Raw genomic sequence first — 21,410 nt, forward strand, 5'->3', positions numbered from 1 at the left:
TTCGGGTTTTATTTTCTATGGGCAAAAACATTACTCATTATAGTTACAAAACTCACAATGGTTATGGTACTCAAAGGCATGATAATCGCCGCTACTATAGGCAATAAATTACCGGTAACCGCGTAGCTCAAGCCGACTACGTTATAAAGCAATGACAATCCGAAACTCATATAAATAGTAATCATGGCGTTTTTAGCATATTTCAAAAAGAAAGCTATTTTGGAAAACTGACTCGCATCTAAAATCCCGTCACAAGCAGGTGAAAACACATTCACATTTTCGGAAATAGAAATTCCGATATTACTCTGTGCCAAAGCGCCGGCATCATTCAAACCATCACCTATCATTAACACATTTTTACCTTGTTGTTGAAGGTTGTCGATATAAGCTAATTTTTGTTCAGGTTTTTGGTTGAAGACTAATACCGTACTTTCCGGAAGCATTTTTTCTAAAATTCTTCGCTCTCCGTCATTGTCACCCGACAATATGATTAGATTGTATTTTTTGGCCAAACTCTCAAACAATTGTTCTAATCCTTTACGGTACTGATTATTAAAAACATAACTGCCTTTGTAAATACCATTAATTTCGACATGGACTTTGGTTTTCTTATGCGTGTTTTCACTCATGTGTTGTAAAAACTGAGAAGAACCTAATTTGATTTTGTTTTCTCCCAATTCGGCAAAAACACCTTTCCCGATGATTTCCTCGAAATGCGTCACCTCCATTTTATCTTGAGACGGAATAAAATCATATAATCTTCGGCTTAAGGGATGGTTTGAACCTCTGAGTGCATTCTTTAATAGTTTCAATTCAAAAGCATTCAAGGCATCACCTTCATAAGTGATGGCCGTTTTTTCATTTGTAGTAATGGTTCCGGTTTTATCGAAAACTATCGTATCTACTTTGGCCATTTGTTCAATGACGATAGCGTTTTTGAGGTATAACTTTCGGTTGCCTAAAATGCGTAACACATTGCCTAAGGTAAACGGAGCTGTTAAAGCCAACGCACACGGACAAGCCACAATTAATATGGCGGTAAAAACATTAATCGCGGTGGAAACATCTATAAAAATCCAATAGCCAAAAGACATTACAGATAACAGCAACAATGCCGGTGTGAAGTAGCGGCTGATTTTATCGGTGATGGATTTGTGTTTTTGGTCGACTTTTTTCTGAAAAACATCATTGCTCCACAATTGGGTTAAATAACTTTGAGAGACTGAAAAAAGCACTTCCATTTCGATGACTTTGCCTAGTTGTTTGCCACCGGCGAAAATTTTATCTCCGGATTTTTTTTCAATAGCAACGGCTTCTCCGGTTACAAAACTGTAATCAATGGAAGTTTTATCTGAAATTAGAATTCCGTCAACAGGAATTAATTCTTGGTTGCGAATTAAAAGTCTGTCTCCTTTTTTGATGTCGTAAACTTGAACGGCTTCTTCTTTTCCATCAGATAAAATCTTAGTAATGGCAATCGGAAAATAGGATTTGTAATCGCGTTCAAACGACAAGAAATCATAGGTTTTTTGTTGGAATAACTTTCCTAATAACATAAAGAAAATCAAGCCACACATGCTGTCGAAGAAACCTTGTCCGTATCCAAAAGCAATATCAATAGTACTACGAACAAACATTACTACAATACCCAAGGCTATTGGGACTTCAATATTCAACATGCCTTGTCTGATGCTTTTCCAAGCCGCGACATAATAGCCGGAAGCAGAATAAATAAACGCCGGAAGAGACAACGCAAAAGTCAGCCAGCGGAAAAAACCTTTGTATTGTTCTATCCAAAACTCATTGACTTCAAAATATTCGGGAAACGACAATAGCATGATGTTTCCAAAACAGAAGAATGCTACACCTAATTTATAAATCAGCGAGCGATCTACTTTCTTTTTCCCTTCATCAAAATTTTCTAAGCTGATGTAAGGTTCGTAACCAATAGAACAAAGCATCTCAACAATTTGTTTCAGATTGGTCTGTTCGGGATTGTAAGTGATTCTGACTTTCTTATTGGGAAAATTAACTTGAGATGCTCCTATTCCCGGTTGAAGCCTTTGTAGATTTTCCAGAATCCAAATACACGAACTACAGTGAATATGAGGAATGTAGAGTGAAACAATATGTGTTGTACGCTCCTGGAATTCGAGGAGTTTGTTGACAATTTCTTCATTGGCTAAAAAATCATATTTGCCCTTAATATCCTGTGGTGTAGCGCCGGGCGCTGCTTGAAAGTCATAATAACACGACAAGTCATTTTGACTGAAGATTTCGTAGACTGTTTTACAACCGTTGCAACAAAAACTTTTATCGTCAAAAAGAATCTCGTCTTTTTTTATGATTTCGTTACCACAATGGAAACACTGTGATGTATTCATAATTTGCTCATTTTACCTTTGACAAAGGTCAAACAAGCGTTAAAATTAAAATATGATAATTGTCATACTTTGAATATCTTTGTAAAAACAAACCCAAAACACTATGAGTAAATGTGAACAATGTATTGTGAGACAATTTAGTTCTCTAAAAGCGTTGAGCAAAGACGAGCTACTCAAAATGGCCGATTGTAAAACTTCTTACACTATCAAAAAAGGGGAGCCTATTTTTGAAGAAGGTGAGATTACTAATGGCATTTACTGTGTAAAGGACGGTGTTTGTAAACTTTCCAAATTGAGTTCCAATGGTAAAGACCAGATTGTGAAATTGGTCAAACCGGGCGAATTGTTGGGACAGCGTTCCATGATTAGCGAAGAACCGGCGAATTTGAGTGCCGTGGCTATAGAAGACATGGAGGTTTGTTTTATTCCGAAGACAGAGATTATTCAATTCTTTACCCAAAACAATCAATTTTCGATGAGTGTGATGAAAACCATATGCGGCGACTTAAAAGAAGCCGATGATCATATGGTAGATTTGGCTCAAAAGAGTGTTAAGGAACGTTTGGCGGGAACCTTAATTTATTTGGAAGAAACTTTTGGCACCGATTCCGATGGCGCGCTTCGTTTGCAATTGTCGCGTGAAGAATTAGCCGGGATGATTGGAACTGCCACTGAAAGTTGTATCAGATTGCTTTCTGAATTGAAGAAAAGCGGTTGGATTGACCTGATTGGTAAAAAAATTAAGATTGTCGACAAAAACAAACTCCGTCGCATAGCCGATTAATTTTCTTTTTTTTTAAACAAAAAACCACCAAATCTTTCGACTTGGTGGTAGCTGATAAGATAACAGGGTTAGTTATTGTATCAACGTTTTCTTTGTATAGGTTTGTCCGTTATTTAAAGTAACTTTTACTAACAACATTTGTGGGACACTTTGAAATTGGATACCTTCCAAGGCATTGGTTGTCAATTTATCTTTACTGTATAATTGTTTCCCAAGCACATCAAATATTTCAACTTTAGTGATTCCCGTTGCTTGACAATAAACCGAAAGTCCGCTGTTATTAGAAACCACTTTAATGGCATTGTCAGCTGTTATTGGATTGTTTGTTCCCAATGATTGTGTGGTATATCTCAATTCAAATCGGTCAGTAAATATACCGCTAGCACTCATAAATGTATAATTTTCAGATTTTAAGTCATGGTAAATACCGGTTGATTTATCTAATAAATATACATTTTGATTGTCAAATATACCATCAAAATTGTCTAAAGAGATGGTTAACTCACCATTAATAGTTGAAGCATAAACGAATGGTACAATATCCTCAACTGAGAAAGGTAAAGACTTCCCTTGAATTGACAAGTCTGTAGTTCCTACTGTCGTATAGATGGCTACAGGATTCCCAACCGGTGATGTTTTTCCATCAAATAATCTGTCAATGTCATTGGTGGCATTTTCGATATAACCTACCAACATTTGATTATAAGCACCTTCGCTATTGCTCAAAGAAACCCACAGACGGTGTTTTTCCAACAATTGAGAAACAGCTCCTCCTTCATTATTGGCTACCAGACTGTTTGTTCTGAAAAACTGGGCATTATTTCCCGAAATTCTCATAGAATTTTTAAAGGTTGCCACATAGGCGCCATTGGCTAAATCTGTGTTGGCTTCGATAAAGAATCCTTGACCGGCAGCAACTTTACCGGTTGGAACCGGACCTCCCGTAAGAGCCATTGTTCCAACGCCTGTTCCTACACCTCCGGTTAAATTGTATTTGGCATAATCATTGGCCGTATAATTATTATTCGTAATAGCAGTGTTATGTGTCCAAAGGAAAATTGTTCCGTTTACTAATTCAGAATTTATCGGATCCGTAATAAATAAATCAATATCAATGGCTGAGGGATAAGGATTTCCAATTAAAGTATTAGCTCCAAAGGCTGATTTTGTAATTGTGGTAGTAATATTACCGTTATTTGGTACACCTACAAAACTCGTTTCTACAATTTGTGTGGGATTGTATACTAGATTTTGTGGTGCTCTGGCTATATAACCTACTCCATTAATCATAATATCAGAAGCTGTTTGGGCTACATAATTATTGATATTTGGATTAAATGAATAAAACATAGAATTGGTTGCTAACTGACCCAAAGTCGCATTATTTACCGGTGAAGACCAATAGGTATAATCATATTGTTTTAATGGAGTTGTTTTTCTCTTATATGTAATATTTCCGGAATTGACTGCGGTAGGATTGGTTTGCACCAAACTGGCCGTATCTTCAAAAACTAATGAACCTCCGGGATTAATTGCAACTTCATTTGCAATGGCTAAGGTATGTCCAGCATTGAATACTACGGCTCCTGAAGTAACACTACAGGCACAACCAGATACATTTCCGGTTGAAGAAAAATTCCCTGAGAAGACCAATTTTTGAGCAGCTGTTGGTGTTCCGTTTGACCAAACACTTCCATTCCACGTATTGGTAGGTTGTTGTGAAATAGTAATATTGCTTGAAGCAATTGAAGTACACAAACCAAGAGTGGCTGTTACGGTGTAAGTTCCTGATGGAGCCGTAACTAATGCTCCCGATACCGAAACACCTGTCGAAGGTGAGACAGCATAAATGTATGACGCATTATAATTAGTAATAGTAAAACTACCCGAAGCTAAAGTACATGTAGGTTGTGTTAAGCTTCCCAATGTTGGCTGCACCGGAATAATAGGTTGAGGATTAATGGTCACGCTCGTCGTAGCAGAAAAACATCCCGCAGCACTTTTAGCAGTAACATTATAAGTTCCTGAGGCAACCGCAGTAAAAATTCCTGTTGTATTAGTATAAGTAGAATCGTTGATACTGTATGTCATTCCGGTACCTGAAGGACTATTGATAGTAATTGTTCCTGTAGCTATACTACAAGTTGGTTGTACAAGCGTTACACTTGGTGTTGCAGGCAATGGATTTACAGTAACAGTAACCAATTTTCTAGGTGTTGTTGCGCCACCGGATACTGTTGTCGCTTCAACATAATAATTTGTTGAGGCAGATAAAACAGGTGTGGTATAAGTAACAGTATAGGGACTTGCACTTGTCGTTATGGTATAAACCGGAGAACCTCCTGAAGCAACAGTGTAGAATTTAAATGTAGTTGCCGAAGTGGGTGCCGGATTTTTAGAAGCTGTTATAACAGATGTTCCTGAACCACATATTGAAGTTGCTGAGGCAATGGCAACATTAAAACCACCTCCTGAGACCAAAGTTGGAAAATCCATTAAAACACCGCCACTTCCATTGCATGACGCTACTTTAATACTACCTATTTTTATCAAATCAGAAGCACTACAGTTGGTTCCTGCTCCTATATTTCCACCAGATTCTACCACTATAGTAGAACCGGCTCCCAAAGTCAAATTATAATTACCCGTTGAAAAATCAATTGTGGCATTATTTCTAATGATAAATTGAATGGCACCCAGACAAGTTAAATCTAAGTTTTGGTTCATCACCAAATTTGTTGGGTTAGTTCCGTTTCCTATGTATATTACAGAACATGAACTAAGTGATGTACATGACATTGTACTTGAATTTACATTCGGAGAACCGGTAATTGTACATTGAGCAAATGCCTCTTGCGAAAAATTAAAAACGAAAATAATAACAAATAATAATAACTTCTTCATAGTGTGTTTAAATATAGATTTGGTCTAAAAACACTACAAAATTAAACTTTGAAAACATCAACCTATACTTTTTCCGATGTCTGACCTAAAAAATCTATGAACTGCGTTTTCATTGCATTTAATGGCGTCATTGGGGTTTTTACCGAATAATTATTCATTTAAACGAATGTAAACTTGACTTTTTTTGTGAAATGTTTAACAAAATATTAAAAATGATTTCTTATAGAACTACCGATTATCGGAAGAATACAATATTCTGCATATTGAAAAAACAAAAAATAAAGACAGATTAAAAAAAAACGTCCCAATTGTGAGACGTTATTATTTAGTGGGGTAATTTATCTTTAAGTAATCCATACAGAAACGTCCCAAAAACAGCACCGAGAAGTACCAAACCAACACTTAAAAATCCGGCACCGAGGAGTATGAAAATCGGTCCGGGACAAGCGCCTACTAAAGCCCAACCCAACCCAAAAAGTATCCCGCCAATCCAGTAGCGAACATTTCCTTTTTCTTTGTCTTGAATGTTAATTGGATTTCCGTCAATGTCTTTTAGCTTTTTGACCTTAATCAGTTGAATTCCAATTAAACCGGTTGCAACAGCCACCCCAATTATCCCATACATATGAAAGGATTGAAATTGGAACATTTCATAAATTCGGTACCAAGAAACGGCTTCAGCCTTAGTCAAAACTATTCCGAAAATAAATCCTACGAGTATATACTTTAAAAAATTCATGTCTTAGAAAATTAGAGGTAAAATAAAATGTGCCATAAGTAAGCCCCCGATAAAGAATCCAATAACTGCTTTTAGAGAAGGTAATTGCAAATTACTCAATCCCGAGATGGCATGACCCGAAGTACAACCTCCGGCATAACGCGAACCAAATCCAATCAAAATTCCGCCAAACACTAAAATTAAAATCATTTTGGGCGATTGAAATATTTCGTTGCCAAATAGTGTTTCCGGTAATAGTTTACCGTTTGGAGACTCAATTCCCATTGCGGCCAATTGTTCAATGGTTTTTGGATTCAAATCAATATTGGAGGCATCATTTAAAAAATGTACCGCCACAAATCCACCAATCATTGCGCCAAGAACGACTGCCAAATTCCAACGCTGTGATTTCCAATCCCAATCAAAAAAGGCTACTCTTTTTCCAATTCCGGTCATGGCACACAAAGAGCGCAAATTAGAAGACATGCCGAATACTTTTCCAAAATAATTAAGGGTTAGCATTATCATTCCTATCAAAAAACCTGAAATAGCCCAATGCCAAGTATGTGTAATCAATTCCATGTAAATATTTTTTACAAAAATAGAAATATTAAAGTGTTTTCGACTACAAAATATTTATCGAAATAAAGTATTTTTGACCCAATTCCTGATGCGTTAGGACAAAGTGACAAAGCAAATCAAATTCAATCACACGTGAAAAATTATTCTATAGAAGTAAAATGGACACTTCGCTTTATTTTACTGGTTTTAGCATGGTCAATTGGAGAAAAATTCATTGGATTACATGACCAACATATTGATCAATATGCACTTTATACCAATCTTTTTGCTCTACCGGCTTTTTTGTTTTATTATTTAGGACTAAAAGAGAAAAAAAAGTACGTTTACCATAACGATATGACTTGGACTCAAGGTTTTGTCAGTGGTGTTGCGCTCTCCTTTTTCATTACGATATTGATGCCTCTAGCTCAATTTGTAATTTACAAAAGCATAACGCCTCATTTTTTTGATACTATAATCGAGTATAAAACCAAGAGCCCTTTATTGACTCGCCACATTACTATAAAAGATGCGCAAAGTTACTTTAATCTAAAAAGCTATATCATTCAAAGCATTTTTAACAGTTTGTCTTTGGGCATTACTACCGGAGCAATTGTTTCGTTATTCTTGCGTACTAAAAAATAAATTTGCACAATTTTTGTTGTACCCAAAAAAGTAAACCAAACCAAAAGTTTCAACCATGAAAAAAATAGCTCACTACCTCGTATTTCTTTTATTTATTCTGATTTCTTCCTCTTGTGTTAGCACCCGTTCTACATTGAAAAACGTGGATAATACTGCTCCAAGCCCAACATTAAAAGACAATGCATTTGTTTTAAAAGACTATAGCAAAGACACTAAATATGGCTTTGACCCGGATTATCCTGTAAATGTATTTTTTCAAAGTGCTAAAGACGAAAATTTAAATGCAGAACGATACTTGAGAGCTTTGACCGGACCAAATGGGGAAAAAATATCGTTTGTTAAAGTAGAGAGTTGTTGTCCGTTTCCCACCAAAAGAACCGAAATGGGTGCCGGCTTTTTAGACATCTACGAATTGCAGTGGGAAGGTCAAAAAAAACCAATAAAACTTTACATAAACATTTATGAAAGAGGTTATTTGCTTGTCCCTGTTGGCCTTTCAGCCAAAAAATAACTTAACAAAATATCTATAAAAAATTTCCAAATTATTCATAACTTAGCGACTTTTAAATCGAAAATTTATGAATATAAATACCATTCCACAAATCAAGAATACAGATAGTGGAAATTTCTTCGTACTTGCCGGTCCTTGTGCTATTGAAGGCGAAGAAATGGCGATGAGAATTGCCGAGAAATTAGTTACTATTACTGACAAATTAGAAATCCCTTATGTTTTTAAAGGGTCTTTCAAAAAAGCAAATCGTTCCAGAATTGACAGTTTTTCCGGAATTGGAGATGAAAAAGCTTTAAAAATTCTCAGAAAAGTTTCAGAAACCTTTCATATCCCAACCGTAACCGACATTCACACTAATGAAGATGCCGCAATGGCTGCTGAATATGTGGATGTGTTGCAAATTCCGGCATTTTTGGTCCGTCAAACCGATTTAGTAGTTTCGGCTGCCAACACCGGAAAAGTGGTTAACTTAAAAAAAGGCCAATTCATGAGTCCGGAAAGCATGAAACATGCTGTTCAAAAAGTCTTGGACTGCAATAACCAAAACGTTATGGTTACCGATAGAGGTACAATGTTTGGCTATCAAGATATGATAGTTGATTTTCGAGGTATCCCTACCATGCAACAATATGCTTCAACGGTGCTTGATGTAACCCATTCTTTACAGCAACCCAATCAAACTACCGGAGTAACCGGCGGAAGACCTGATATGATTGAAACTATTGCCAAAGCAGGAATAGCCGTTGGAGTTGATGGAATTTTTATTGAAACTCATTTTGATCCGGCTAATGCTAAAAGTGATGGTGCTAACATGTTGCATTTAGACTATTTTGAAGGGTTAATGACAAGATTAGTAGCCATCAGAAAAACAATCAATTCTTTTTAATTAAAAATACAAGCCTTGAAAAAATTATTTTTAATTTCATTCGTGACATTATTTGCGGCCACACAAAATATTATCGCACAAGAAAATACAGCTAATCCAGATAAATACACTGCCCATAACAAAGGTAAGTTGTATATTTTTTGGGGTGGAAATCGAGAAAGTTTTTCTAAATCAGACATTCATTTTAAAGGAGACAATTACAATTTTACGCTTCATAATGTTGCGGCAAGTGACAAACCAAAAGGATGGCAAATTGACTATATAAATCCGGCCAGAATGACCATTCCGCAAACCAATTTGAGAATTGGATATTTTATTAATGACCATTACAATATATCAATCGGATTTGATCATATGAAGTATGTAATGAATCAAAATCAAATAGTGAACATAACAGGAGAAATCAACGATGGAACTCCTTTTGACGGTATTTATAACAATGATCCAATTACACTTACTGAGGAATTTCTAACTTTTGAACATACGGATGGCTTAAACTATGTCAACACCGAATTTTCAAGAGTGGATGATATTTCTAAATGGTTTAACATAAGTAATACAGATAAATTTCAATTAAACATAACAGAAGGAATTGGCGGAGGATTTTTGTACCCAAAGACCAATGCCATGTTATTAGGCAAAGAAAGACATGATGATTTTAATGTAGCGGGTTATGGTGTTTCAGCAAAAATTGGATTAAACTTTACCTTTTTCAAACACTTTTTTATACAAACCGAATTAAAAGGAGGTTATATTGATATGAACAATATAAAAACTACCCACAGTTCATCGGATAGTGCCTCGCAGCATTTTTATTTTTTACAAAGAATCATAGCCTTTGGAGGCATTTTTAAAGTATAATTTTTCTATTGACAACCGACCAAAAAACAACCATTATGAAAAAAATTACCTTACTTGTATTAACTCTTTTCTTTTCACTTTGCGGTTATTCTCAATTAGCCTTAGAAGGATTTGAATCCACTACCGGACCCGTTGCTCTTCCGGGAACAACATGGACATTAGGAACAGGCAACTGGGCTGTTTTTGATAACGGAGTTGGAACCGGACAACGTTGGGGCATTAACAGTACAGTTAATAGCCCACCCATTGTTTATCAAGGCACGAACGCTGCCTACATCAATAGGGAAACGATGAATATTGGTGACATCTCTGAAGATTATTTAGCCACACCTTTGGTTACTATACCGGTCAATGGGCAACTTCATTTTTTTACCCGTTCCTTTGCCTCAGGCAATCAAGGTACAATTTATCAAATTAGAGTGGCACCAGCTACTGCCTCACAAACTGATCCTGCGGCTTATACCGTAATCCAAGAATGGACAGAAGTCGATTTAACAACTACTTTTAATATCTATGAGGAAAAAGTGGTCAATTTTCCGGCCATATATCACAACCAACAATTGTATGTTTCTTTTGTTAAAGTGCATAACCAACAAGTAGCCGGTCTCGCTGGCTCTGGAGATCGATGGTTGGTTGACAATGTTAGTATAAACGAACAATGTTTGAATCCAACCAATTTAATAGCCACTGTAACATCTGAAAGTACGGCCAGTTTAAATTGGACCAATCCAAGTGGGGCAACTTCTTGGGAAATAGAAGTGGTTGCTGCAGCAGGAACACCAACCGGTGTAGGTGTAATTTACAATGGCACACTACCCTATATCATTACCGGACTTCTTCCGAACACTGCCTATAAATTTTATGTGAGAGCCATTTGTTCAACAGGTTATTCAAGTGAATGGGTTGGCCCTTCCGCTATTTTTACAACCTCAACTGCACCCCCCGTATGTGGAGGTAATTTTGTAGACGAAGCCGGACCTACCACAAACTATGCTAACAACTCAGATTCCACGGTTATCATTTGTCCAACTATACCTGGAGAACAAGTGACCGTAACTTTTACTTCGTTCAATACCGAAGCAAATTGGGATGCATTATATGTATTTGACGGAAATTCCATTACAGCACCTCAAATTGCCAGTACAAACCCAGCTGCCAATGTGCCTGGAGGATTGGCTGGAGGTTATTGGGGCACAACAATACCTGGTCCATTTACCTCGTCAAGTCCTGATGGCTGTCTAACATTTAGATTTAGAAGTGATGGCTTTGTTAATAATCCGGGATGGATTGCTAATGTAACTTGTGCGCCACCACCGGTTTGTCAACAACCGAATGGCTTAACAACCTCGACTATCACTCCAAACTCAGTTACTTTTGGTTGGACTAATGTTGGAATTGCTACTTCATGGCAAGTCTTAGTCTTACCATGTAATGCTCCGGCACCAACTGCTGACACAACCGGTTGGACAGAGACAACTACGAATCCATTTTCAATTACAGGATTAACTTCAGCAACTTGTTATAATGTATATGTAAGAGGTAATTGTGGTACAGATGGTGTAAGTTTATGGGCAGGTCCAAGTAGTTTTTCTACGCTAATTGCACCACCGGTTTGTGGTGGGAATTTTGTGGATACAGGAGGTCCAACCGCAAATTATCCTAATAATGCTGATTCCACGGTTACCATTTGCCCTATAATACCCGGAGAGTTGGTAACTGTAACTTTTACTTCATTCAATGTTGAAACCAATTGGGATGCTTTATATGTTTTTGACGGAAACTCAATAACAGCCCCTCAAATTGCCAGCACCAACCCAGCCGGAAATGTACCCGGAGGTTTAGCCGGAGGTTATTGGGGAGCTACTAACCCTGGACCTTTTACCTCTTCAAGTCCCGATGGTTGTCTAACATTTAGATTTAGAAGTGATGGTTTTGTAAATAATCCGGGTTGGGTCGCTAACATTACTTGTGCTCCTGCACCGGCTTGTCAGCAACCTACAGGTATAACGGCCACAACGGTTACATCAAATTCAACTATTGTCGGTTGGACTAACGTTGGAGTCGCTACTTCTTGGGAAATATTGGCTTTGCCTTGTAATTCTCCGGCTCCGAATGAAGCTTCAACAGGATGGATAGTAGCTACTACTAACCCATTTACCTTAACTGGTTTAAATCCTACAACTTGTTACGATATTTATGTTAGAGGTAATTGTGGTGCAAATGGCACAAGTTTATGGGCCGGTCCCAGAACGATAACTACTCAGGTAGCACCGCCAATTTGTGGAGGTGTTTTTGTAGATGCTGCTGGACCAAACGCTAACTACGCAAATAATTCAGACTCTACTGTTACCATTTGCCCAATTAATGCCGGTGACCAAGTCACTGTCACTTTCACTGAATTTGACACTGAAAATAATTGGGATGCCTTATATGTTTTTGACGGAAATTCAATTACAGCACCACAAATTGCAAGTGAAAACCCTGCTGGCAATGTTCCGGGAGGTTTAGCCGGAGGTTATTGGGGAACTGAAATTCCGGGGCCTTTTACCTCATCAAGTGTTGATGGTTGTCTTACTTTTAGATTTAGAAGTGATGGTTCATTCAACAATCCGGGATGGGTGGCAAATGTAACTTGTAATCCTCCTCCAACTTGCCCAAGACCATCAGCATTGGTGGTTTCAAACGTTACACAAACAGGAGCTACTGTGGCCTGGACTGAGATTGGTACAGCTACTACTTGGCAAGTACTATTTTTACCGGCAAATGCACCTGTTCCCGATGCTTCCACTGTAGGTTGGGTTACTGCTACAACTAATCCTTTTGTTTATGGTGGATTAAATTCAGGAACACTTTATAAAGTATATGTCAGATCCTTTTGTAGTGATACGGACATAAGTCTTTGGTCAAATCCGGTAACATTTGCTACTTTAATTTCAAATGATGAATGTGCCAATGCAATAATCGTCCCTGTAAATCCGGATACTTCTTGTGCTCAATTTGTATCTGGAACTATCATTGGAGCCACAGCATCACCAGAACCAAATACTTGTGGCGGAAATGATGATGATGATGTTTGGTTTTCCTTTACTGCGACGAACACGGTTCATACTGTTACTTTAAATAATGTTTTAGGAAGTACTACAGATTTATTTCACGTAGTTTATAGTGGAAGCTGTGGTTCTTTAAACCAACTTTACTGCAGTGATAATAACCAGAGTGTTGCGAATTCACTAGTAGTTGGACAAACTTATTATGTAAGAGTGTATTCTTGGACTGCAACTGCCGGACAAACCTCTACTTTTGATATTTGTATTGGAACAATTCCGCCTCCTATTTCAACTAACAATACCACCTATACAACACTTCAATTGGTAGAAGATGTATTCTTAAATTCCACTTGTGCCAGTGTTTCAAACGTAACCTCATCAACCGGTACAAATTTTGGTTCAACCAATGGTATCGCTTATTTTAATCAAAACGGATCAGGATTCCCATTTAGCGAAGGAATTGTTTTGACTACCGGAAACGCCATGAGTGCTCCGGGTCCAAATACAACAGGTCTTGGTGATGGTAATCAAGCTTGGACAGGTGACGCTGAATTAGAAGCTATTATTTTAGCAGCAACCGGAGATCCAATGAATTCAAGAAATGCAACTAAATTAGAATTCGATTTTGTGCCTTTAGTTAGTGAAATCAACTTTAATTTTATTTTCGCTTCAGAAGAATACGGTACATTCCAATGTGCTTATTCGGATGCTTTTGCATTTTTATTAACCGATATTTCTACCGGAATAACAACCAATTTGGCCGTAATTCCTAACACGACTACACCGGTTTCTGTAGTTACTATTAGAGATAACCTTTATAATGATTTTTGTGAATCAGTAAATCCTGAATATTTTGCTGCATTTTACGGATTTGGTGGACTAGACCCATTAGGTTCTCCTACGAATTTTAATGGTATTACAGTTCCACTTACGGCAACATCAGCAGTTATTCCGGGGAACCAATACCACATTAAATTAGTTATTGCTGATCGTTTGGATAATAGCTTTGATTCAGCTGTTTTCCTTGAAGGTGGTAGTTTAGATATTGGTAATATTGAACTGGGAGAAGATTTTCTTCAAGCCAATAATACTGCGTTGTGTGCAGGAACAAGTTATACCATTTCCTCAGGATTGAATCCGGCTCTTTACACTTTTGTGTGGACCAATGGGACAAATATTATACCTAATCAAACTGGACCAAATTTAACCATTACCCAACCAGGTGTTTATGGTGTTACAATTCAATACATTGGAACAAACTGTACTTCAAGTGATTCTATTACCGTGGAGTACTATGATCCTGTAATACCGGGAACTCCTAACAATTTGGTAGTTTGTAATGCTTCAGATTTTGCTCAATTTGACTTAAGTCAAAATAATAGTGCAGCTTTAGGTGGTTTGGATTCAACAGCGCATACAGTTACTTATTATGCAACCAATGAAGATGCAAATGCTGAAACAAATGCTTTACCTACTTTATATACCAATACTACAGCTAACTCACAGATTATATATGTTAGAATAGAAAACAATGTTAATGGTTGTTATGTGATTAGAACATTTAATTTGGTTGTAAATTTAACTGTAACACCTACTTTCCTATCACCGGCACCAATTTGTAGTGGAGATACAGCTCCAATATTACCAACAACTTCTTTGAATGGTATTACGGGAACTTGGTCACCTACATCAGTAGACAATACTCAAACAATAACCTATACTTTTACCCCTACCGCAGGACAATGTGCAACGCAAACAACCTTAGTAGTTACAGTTTATCAAAATTGTGCTTTTGGAAGTTATGCTAGTGCGGTTTGGTTAACCAATTGTGAAACCAATAATTTCTTTAATACAGTTGGCTCTGGAACTTCTATCATTGGACCTGTCCAAAATATTTTCCCTAACACTGATTATGGAACCTATTTAACCAATTCAAACACATTTAAATTAAGAGGTGGTGAAGTAAAAACATTTAAAAACGCTACGGCCAATGTTTGTAGTGCCAGATTAAACTATAGAATTTATCCAGCATCAGGAACACCTGGAGCATTTACTGTTATCAACTTACCATTCCTTGATGACTGTTCCGGTGGCACATTCCCAAGTGGTGGTCCATGTAACACAGGAGATCAAAAATGGCAAAGAGTATTAAACGATAGTGAATTGCCGGTTGATTTAACTGCATTCCCTGCAGGTGATTATGTGATTGAAGTCTATTATGATATCACCGGTGATGTAAATTCAACAACTCAATGTGATGACACTATTTTGATTAATAATAACGGGGCTAATTTTATAGCCACTTATACATTACAAGCTAATCCAACATTTGCTTTCACAGCTCCATCTAATTGTACAACCGCAGATGGTACTATTATAATTGGAAGTTTGGCACCAAACACAACGTATTCTTTTACTTATTCTGATGATAACATTACGACCGGGCCACTTACTATTGTAACTGACAACAATGGAACATATACTTTGACCGGATTAAATAATGGAAATTATTCGAACTTTAACTTTACCGTTAACAGTTGTGCCATTAATACCACTGATATAGTTACTCTGAATGCGCCTTCAACTGCATCAATTACAAGTGTAAATCCACTATCTTGTGGTGATAACACCGGTACGATCACGATTGGTAATTTGGCTCCAAACCAAATCTATTCAGTCACTTATACAGATGACACTGTTTTAGTAGGGCCAACAAATTTTACTTCAGATTCAAATGGAATAATTGTATTAACGGGTCTTAATGCCGGTGTTTACAACAATTTCAACCTTGGTAGCACCAACTGTTCTTACACATCCAATCAAGCAACAACTTTAGCTGATCCGGGAGCACCAATAATTACTGTTAATAGTGAAAGTATTTGTAGTGGTCAAAGTACTACTATTACTGCTACTCCTCAAGTTCCGGGAACATATAACTATTTATGGACAGTACCGGCCGGATTTACAAATCCTGGTAATGTTGCCAGTTTCTCTACATCGGTTCCTGGTACCTATACTGTAGTTGCTACTCCTTTACTAACCACATTTTGTAATGGAAGTTTTGAAAATCCTCTAGCTACCGGACAGTTCCCTAATATGCTTAACGAAAATGCAATTCCATGTTGGGATACTACCGCAGCAGACGGAATTTTGGAAGTATGGCCAGCAGCCGGATTTGAAAATGTTTTTGCATATCAAGGTAATCAGTTTATAGAGATGAACGGAAATTCAATAGCCACAATTTTCCAAGACTTTACAACCTCACCGGGAGCTCAATTGCAAATCTCTTTTGCCCACCGAGGTCGTCAAGGTAATGACACCGTTGGTGTTGAAATAGGACCTGTTGGTGGACCTTATGTAAGTTTAGGAAACTTTACAGATGGTAATACGGCATGGGTTTTACGCAATTTAACCTATACGGTTCCAACGACCGGTGGCAATAACTATTCTTTACGTTTTGTATCTGTATCAAGTGCAGGTTTTGATCCTTCAGTTGGTAATTTCCTTGATGCTGTTAATGTAACTTCATCAGGTTGTAGCTCATCTCCTGCTTCAGGAACAGTAACATTATCACCTGCTGTGAGTTTGAATTTAACTTCAGCTAATAACCAACAAACAGTTTGTATAAACACGGCTATAAACGCTATTGTATATACTTCAACCAATGCAACTGATGTTACGGTTTCAGGACTTCCTTCTGGAGTGACCGGTACTTTTGATTCTAATACAGGTGGATTTACTATTAGTGGTACTCCTACGGAAAGTGGTACCTTCAATTATACAGTGTCTTCTTCTGTAAGTTGCAATACCGTAACTTTAATTGGCACCATAACTGTAAATCCTTTAGTTACCGCAACCTTTACTCCTATTACAATTTGTAGTGGAGCTTCGGTAACATTACCATCAACTTCTATTGAAGGTTTCAGTGGGACATGGAATCCGGCGACAGTTGACACTACACAAAACGGTGTTTATATTTTTAATCCTACACCTGGACAATGTGCTGGAGTAGGTGCTTTAACCATTACTGTAAATCAACCTACACTCCCTACATTTGACCCTATAGCGGCCATTTGTAGTAGTGGACAATTGAATCCACTGCCGACAACTTCTACCAATGGAGTTACCGGAACTTGGTTACCGGCATTGAATAACACTCAAACTACAACTTATACTTTTACACCTACAAGTGGTCTTTGTGCATTGCAAACGACATTGACAATTACTGTTAATCCGAATGTGACACCAACATTTAATGCGATAGCACCTTTGTGTATTGGTGAAACAGTCCCTTCATTACCTCTTACTTCTCTTGAAGGAATATCAGGAACATGGAATCCGGCAGTCATTGACAATACTACAACAAGAGATTATGTCTTTTCTCCAACCGCCGGTCAATGTGCTACTTCGGCAATCCTTACAGTAGTCGTACAAAGCGGTTTTGATTTTGACATTACCGGAAATTGTGTCGGAAATGAATTCGTACTAGAAGTTACAGCTGTAAACAATACTTTTGATGTCAATACTGCTAGTTATAATTGGTTTACAATTGACCAACAATTAGTTGGTACCAATTCAAATACGTTCAATGTTAGCGAATACCTAAGTTCAACAACAATAATTGAAGAACTACCAATCACTTTCTCGGTAACTGTTACTGATACCAATGGTTGTACCAAAAATGAATCAATCACCTTAGACAGAATCTTCTGTGGCATTCAAAAAGGAATATCGGTTAACAACGATGGTAGTAATGACTTTTTTGATTTGACCCAATTGAATGTTAAAAATCTCTCTATTTTTAATCGTTACGGAATGAAAGTTTACAGCAAAAACCAATACCGAAACGAATGGAAAGGTCAAACCGACAATGGCGATGAATTACCGGATGGTACTTATTATTATGTAATCGAATTTAATAGCGGTGACGCCGCCAAAACAGGTTGGATTTATGTCAATCGTGAACAATAATCAATGTAAAAAGCCCCAAATTTGGGGCTTTTTTTTTAATATAACTTTTTGGCTTCTTCAATGACAGCGATTAAAACAGCATTGTCAATCATTTCTATACTGAAATACCGCAATGACTTAATTGTATTTCTCCCTTTGTCTGCTATCAAATGCTCTTGATACGATTTTAATTGAAAGCCCTTCGCAAAACCAACATCAACGAATTCATGCTTATGACTTGCATTGAGATAGCAAAAAGGCTTCTTCTTATAATAAAAATAGGGTATTCCCCATTTGTATTCTAAAGTTACTTCGGGTAAAGTCTGCTCTACAACCGTTATGATATGAAGCAATATATCACGATACTTTTCAGGCTGTTGAAGTATATATAATGCTGTAGGTTTCAAACTTAATCTATTCCGTATTGATCAAACAAATAAACTAAGGCCGTCATAGTCGCTGCCCCAAGTTCTAATTCTCTTTTATTGATAGCGTCAAAGGTATCATTGGCTGCATGATGATAATCAAAATACCTTTGCGAATCAGGCTTCAAACCTGCCTTTACAATTTTAGCAGAAGTCAACGGACTAATATCTGAACCCGTGCCACCTTTGACAAAACTGTGAATAAGATAAGGTTCAAATAACGCTTTCCAAGTCATGATTTTCTCAAAATTAGGATTATCACATTCAAAGAAAAAACCTCTTGGAGTAAATCCACCGGCATCACTTTCCAATGCAAAAATATGATTCTCTGTATTGGCCTGAGAGAGTTCTTGGTAGCGTTTCCCACCTTTTCCACCGTTTTCTTCATTCATAAAAAGGACTACTCTGATGGTGTTTTTAGGTTTGTAATTTAGTTTTTTAAAGAGTTCTACAACCGCCATACTTTGCACACAACCGGCGCCATCATCATGCGAACCGTCTGCCAAATCCCAAGAATCCAGATGTCCGCCAACGACCATAATTTTTTCCGGATGTTCTGATCCTATGATTTCACCAACTACGTTATAGGAAAGAACCTCATCATAATTTTGACAAGATTGTTTAAAATAGAATAGCAGCTTATTGTTTGCTTTGAGTTTTTGACTTAATAATTCGGCACCATTCGTACTGATAGCAGCCGTTGGAATGCATTTCTCTTTAGGCAAATCGCCATAACTTTGTGTTCCTGTGTGTGGAAAATCATCTAATCTTAAATTCATCGAACGAACAATCGTTGCAACCGCGCCAAACTTAGCCGCTTCTTTTGCGCCCGCGTAACGTTGGTCCACACAATGTCCATAAGATTTAAAGGTTTCTATGTTTTCAGGTTCCATCGGGCGATTGTAAAAGACAATTTTACCTTTGATTTTGGCTTCGCCTAAAATTTCTAATTCTTTGAGACTTTGGACTTCAATAATCTCTGCCGTTAATCCTTCTTTTGGCGTGGCTATAGAACCTCCAAGAGCACAAATAGGCACACTGATTTTGTTTTTCTTATCTAAAATATAAGCTGATTCCTTTTCGCCTCTAACCCATTTGGGCACCATAACTTCTTGTAAATAAACTTTGTCTAAACCTAAAGTTTCTAATTGTTGTTTGGTATAAACTACTCCTTTTTCAGCACCAACAGAGCCCGAAAGACGATGTCCGATTTTATTAGATAAATCATCTAACCAAGCATAACACTTTGAATTGGTTAAAGCATATTTATAAATATCCTTGAGCATTTGTTCATCATTGCTTTGAGCAAAACCTGAAACTGCCATAAAAAACAAAGAACCGAAAAGAAGCTTTTTCATAGAAATAATTTTTATCAAAAATAAATGAAAAAACATTTGGTCACTGAAAAAATATTTATTTACTTTGTTTTTCAAAGTACTTTAAAATGGAAACTAAAGATTATCTAAAAGACATTCAAGACATCAAACAAATGATGACGCAATCTTCAAGATTCATATCCTTGAGTGGTTTATCAGGCGTTCTCGCAGGTGTTTATTCTTTAATTGGTGCTTGGCTGGCATACAAAACCATTTACTTTGATACGTCTACAAGTGGTTCGTATAGAGATTTGGTCATTTCCTATGATGCAGTCTACCGATTATTAATCATTGGTACTTCAGTTATGGTTTTATCCATTTTAACCGGATTATTTTTAAGTCTGAGAAAAGCAGCCAAAGAAAAAGAGGCCTTTTGGAATCCAACCTCCAGAAGATTATTAATCAATTTTTTAATTCCTTTGTTAACCGGTGCATTTTTTATAGTATTCCTGATAGAAAAAAACATATTGGAACTTGTGGCACCACTGACTTTAATTTTTTATGGATTGGCTTGTGTGAATGCCAGTAAATATACCCTAGGAGATGTTCGATATTTGGGGATTTCACAAATATTGATAGGCTTACTTTCTACTTGGTTTTTAAGTTATGGATTGCTATTTTGGGCTTTAGGCTTTGGTGTATGTAATATTTTATACGGAAGTATAATGTATTTTAAATACGATAGAAAATAAGTAATGAGAAAAGCTATCGTAATAGTTTTAGGTTTATTGATTGCCTTTTTTGTATTGGCGAAAGGCAACTCAACGCAAGTTGAAAAAGCTTTTGTCAAGTTAAATCAAAATCCCCAAGAGTCATTGCAAGACGGTGATATCATCTTTCAAACTTCACAATCAAAACAATGCGAAGCGGTAAGAATTGCCACTAACTCGAAATTCTCACACTGCGGTATTATTTATGAAATTAAAGGGGAAAAATATGTTTATGAAGCCGTTCAGCCCGTAAAAATTACACCTTTTAAGGAATGGATTTCTCACGGTCAAGGCAATTCATATTTGGTTAAAAGATTAAAAAATGCAAAGGCTGTTTTAAACACTACAGTATTGGAGAAAATGAAGTCTTATGGAAATCAGTTTAATAATAAAGATTACGACCTTTATTTTGAATGGACAGATAACAAAATGTATTGCTCTGAATTGGTTTGGAAAATCTATAAAAACGGTGCCGGAATAGAACTCTGTGGATTGGAAAGTTTAAAAAGTTTTACTTTGGAGCATGAATTGGTAAAAGAAATTCTCAAAGAACGTTATGGCAATAAAATCCCATTGGATGAAAAAGTGGTAGCTCCATCACAGTTGGTAGATTCGCCTTTATTAGAAACCGTTATTGACACTTATTAA

General features: G+C 36.9%; 14 protein-coding genes. 8 read left to right on the forward strand and 6 right to left on the reverse strand.

Features of this window, described 5'->3' with window-relative positions; all coding sequences use genetic code 11:
• Positions 1-8: 8 nt before the first annotated feature.
• Complete coding sequence (locus tag ICG50_RS06295) at positions 9-2,384, reverse strand: heavy metal translocating P-type ATPase (protein ID WP_187660062.1); 2,376 nt, start codon at positions 2,382-2,384, stop codon at positions 9-11.
• A gap of 103 nt (positions 2,385-2,487) precedes the next feature.
• Here ICG50_RS06295 and ICG50_RS06300 point away from each other — a divergent pair, with 103 nt between their 5' ends.
• A complete protein-coding gene (locus ICG50_RS06300) occupies positions 2,488-3,168 on the forward strand; it encodes a Crp/Fnr family transcriptional regulator (RefSeq protein WP_187660063.1) in 681 nt (226 codons plus the stop codon).
• 72 nt (positions 3,169-3,240) lie between these two features.
• Here the strand turns inward: ICG50_RS06300 and ICG50_RS06305 are convergent, their stop codons facing one another.
• From ICG50_RS06305 to ICG50_RS06315, 3 genes are all read right to left on the reverse strand, one after another.
• On the reverse strand, positions 3,241-6,072 hold the full coding sequence (locus ICG50_RS06305; RefSeq protein ID WP_187660064.1) for a T9SS sorting signal type C domain-containing protein: 2,832 nt from the start codon (positions 6,070-6,072) through the stop codon (positions 3,241-3,243).
• Between the two features lie 325 nt (positions 6,073-6,397).
• The gene (locus ICG50_RS06310) at positions 6,398-6,811 is read right to left on the reverse strand and encodes a DUF6691 family protein (protein ID WP_187660065.1); all 414 of its coding nucleotides are present in this window, start codon (positions 6,809-6,811) and stop codon (positions 6,398-6,400) included.
• A gap of 3 nt (positions 6,812-6,814) precedes the next feature.
• Complete coding sequence (locus ICG50_RS06315) at positions 6,815-7,372, reverse strand: YeeE/YedE family protein (RefSeq protein ID WP_187660066.1); 558 nt, start codon at positions 7,370-7,372, stop codon at positions 6,815-6,817.
• A 132-nt stretch (positions 7,373-7,504) separates the two neighbouring features.
• Between ICG50_RS06315 and ICG50_RS06320 the strand changes: the two genes are divergently transcribed.
• The 5 genes from ICG50_RS06320 to ICG50_RS06340 all read left to right on the forward strand — a co-directional run bounded on the left by ICG50_RS06320 (position 7,505) and on the right by ICG50_RS06340 (position 18,272).
• Entirely contained in the window at positions 7,505-7,996 is a 492-nt protein-coding gene (locus tag ICG50_RS06320; RefSeq protein WP_187660067.1) for a DUF4199 family protein, read from the forward strand.
• Positions 7,997-8,051: 55 nt separating this feature from the next.
• Positions 8,052-8,507 carry a 2-dehydro-3-deoxyphosphooctonate aldolase gene (locus ICG50_RS06325; protein WP_187660068.1) on the forward strand — a complete coding sequence of 152 codons (456 nt, stop codon included), beginning with the start codon at positions 8,052-8,054 and terminating at the stop codon, positions 8,505-8,507.
• 67 nt (positions 8,508-8,574) lie between these two features.
• Complete coding sequence (gene kdsA, locus ICG50_RS06330) at positions 8,575-9,393, forward strand: 3-deoxy-8-phosphooctulonate synthase (RefSeq protein WP_187660069.1); 819 nt, start codon at positions 8,575-8,577, stop codon at positions 9,391-9,393.
• A gap of 15 nt (positions 9,394-9,408) precedes the next feature.
• On the forward strand, positions 9,409-10,254 hold the full coding sequence (locus tag ICG50_RS06335) for a hypothetical protein (RefSeq protein WP_222940151.1): 846 nt from the start codon (positions 9,409-9,411) through the stop codon (positions 10,252-10,254).
• Between the two features lie 35 nt (positions 10,255-10,289).
• Positions 10,290-18,272, forward strand: a complete 7,983-nt coding sequence (locus ICG50_RS06340) for a choice-of-anchor L domain-containing protein (protein ID WP_187660070.1) — start codon at positions 10,290-10,292, stop codon at positions 18,270-18,272.
• Between the two features lie 35 nt (positions 18,273-18,307).
• Here ICG50_RS06340 and ICG50_RS06345 read toward each other — a convergent pair whose 3' ends face one another.
• Positions 18,308-18,658 carry a DUF1801 domain-containing protein gene (locus tag ICG50_RS06345; protein WP_187660071.1) on the reverse strand — a complete coding sequence of 117 codons (351 nt, stop codon included), beginning with the start codon at positions 18,656-18,658 and terminating at the stop codon, positions 18,308-18,310.
• Positions 18,659-18,660: 2 nt separating this feature from the next.
• Positions 18,661-20,034: a M28 family peptidase gene (locus ICG50_RS06350; protein WP_187660072.1), complete on the reverse strand. Its 1,374-nt coding sequence runs from the start codon at positions 20,032-20,034 to the stop codon at positions 18,661-18,663.
• Positions 20,035-20,120: 86 nt separating this feature from the next.
• Between ICG50_RS06350 and ICG50_RS06355 the strand changes: the two genes are divergently transcribed.
• The gene (locus ICG50_RS06355) at positions 20,121-20,744 is read left to right on the forward strand and encodes a hypothetical protein (RefSeq protein WP_187660073.1); all 624 of its coding nucleotides are present in this window, start codon (positions 20,121-20,123) and stop codon (positions 20,742-20,744) included.
• Between the two features lie 3 nt (positions 20,745-20,747).
• On the forward strand, positions 20,748-21,410 hold the full coding sequence (locus tag ICG50_RS06360; protein WP_187660074.1) for a YiiX family permuted papain-like enzyme: 663 nt from the start codon (positions 20,748-20,750) through the stop codon (positions 21,408-21,410).

The organism is Flavobacterium buctense, from assembly GCF_014486695.1.
Taxonomy (GTDB): Bacteria; Bacteroidota; Bacteroidia; order Flavobacteriales; family Flavobacteriaceae; genus Flavobacterium; species Flavobacterium buctense.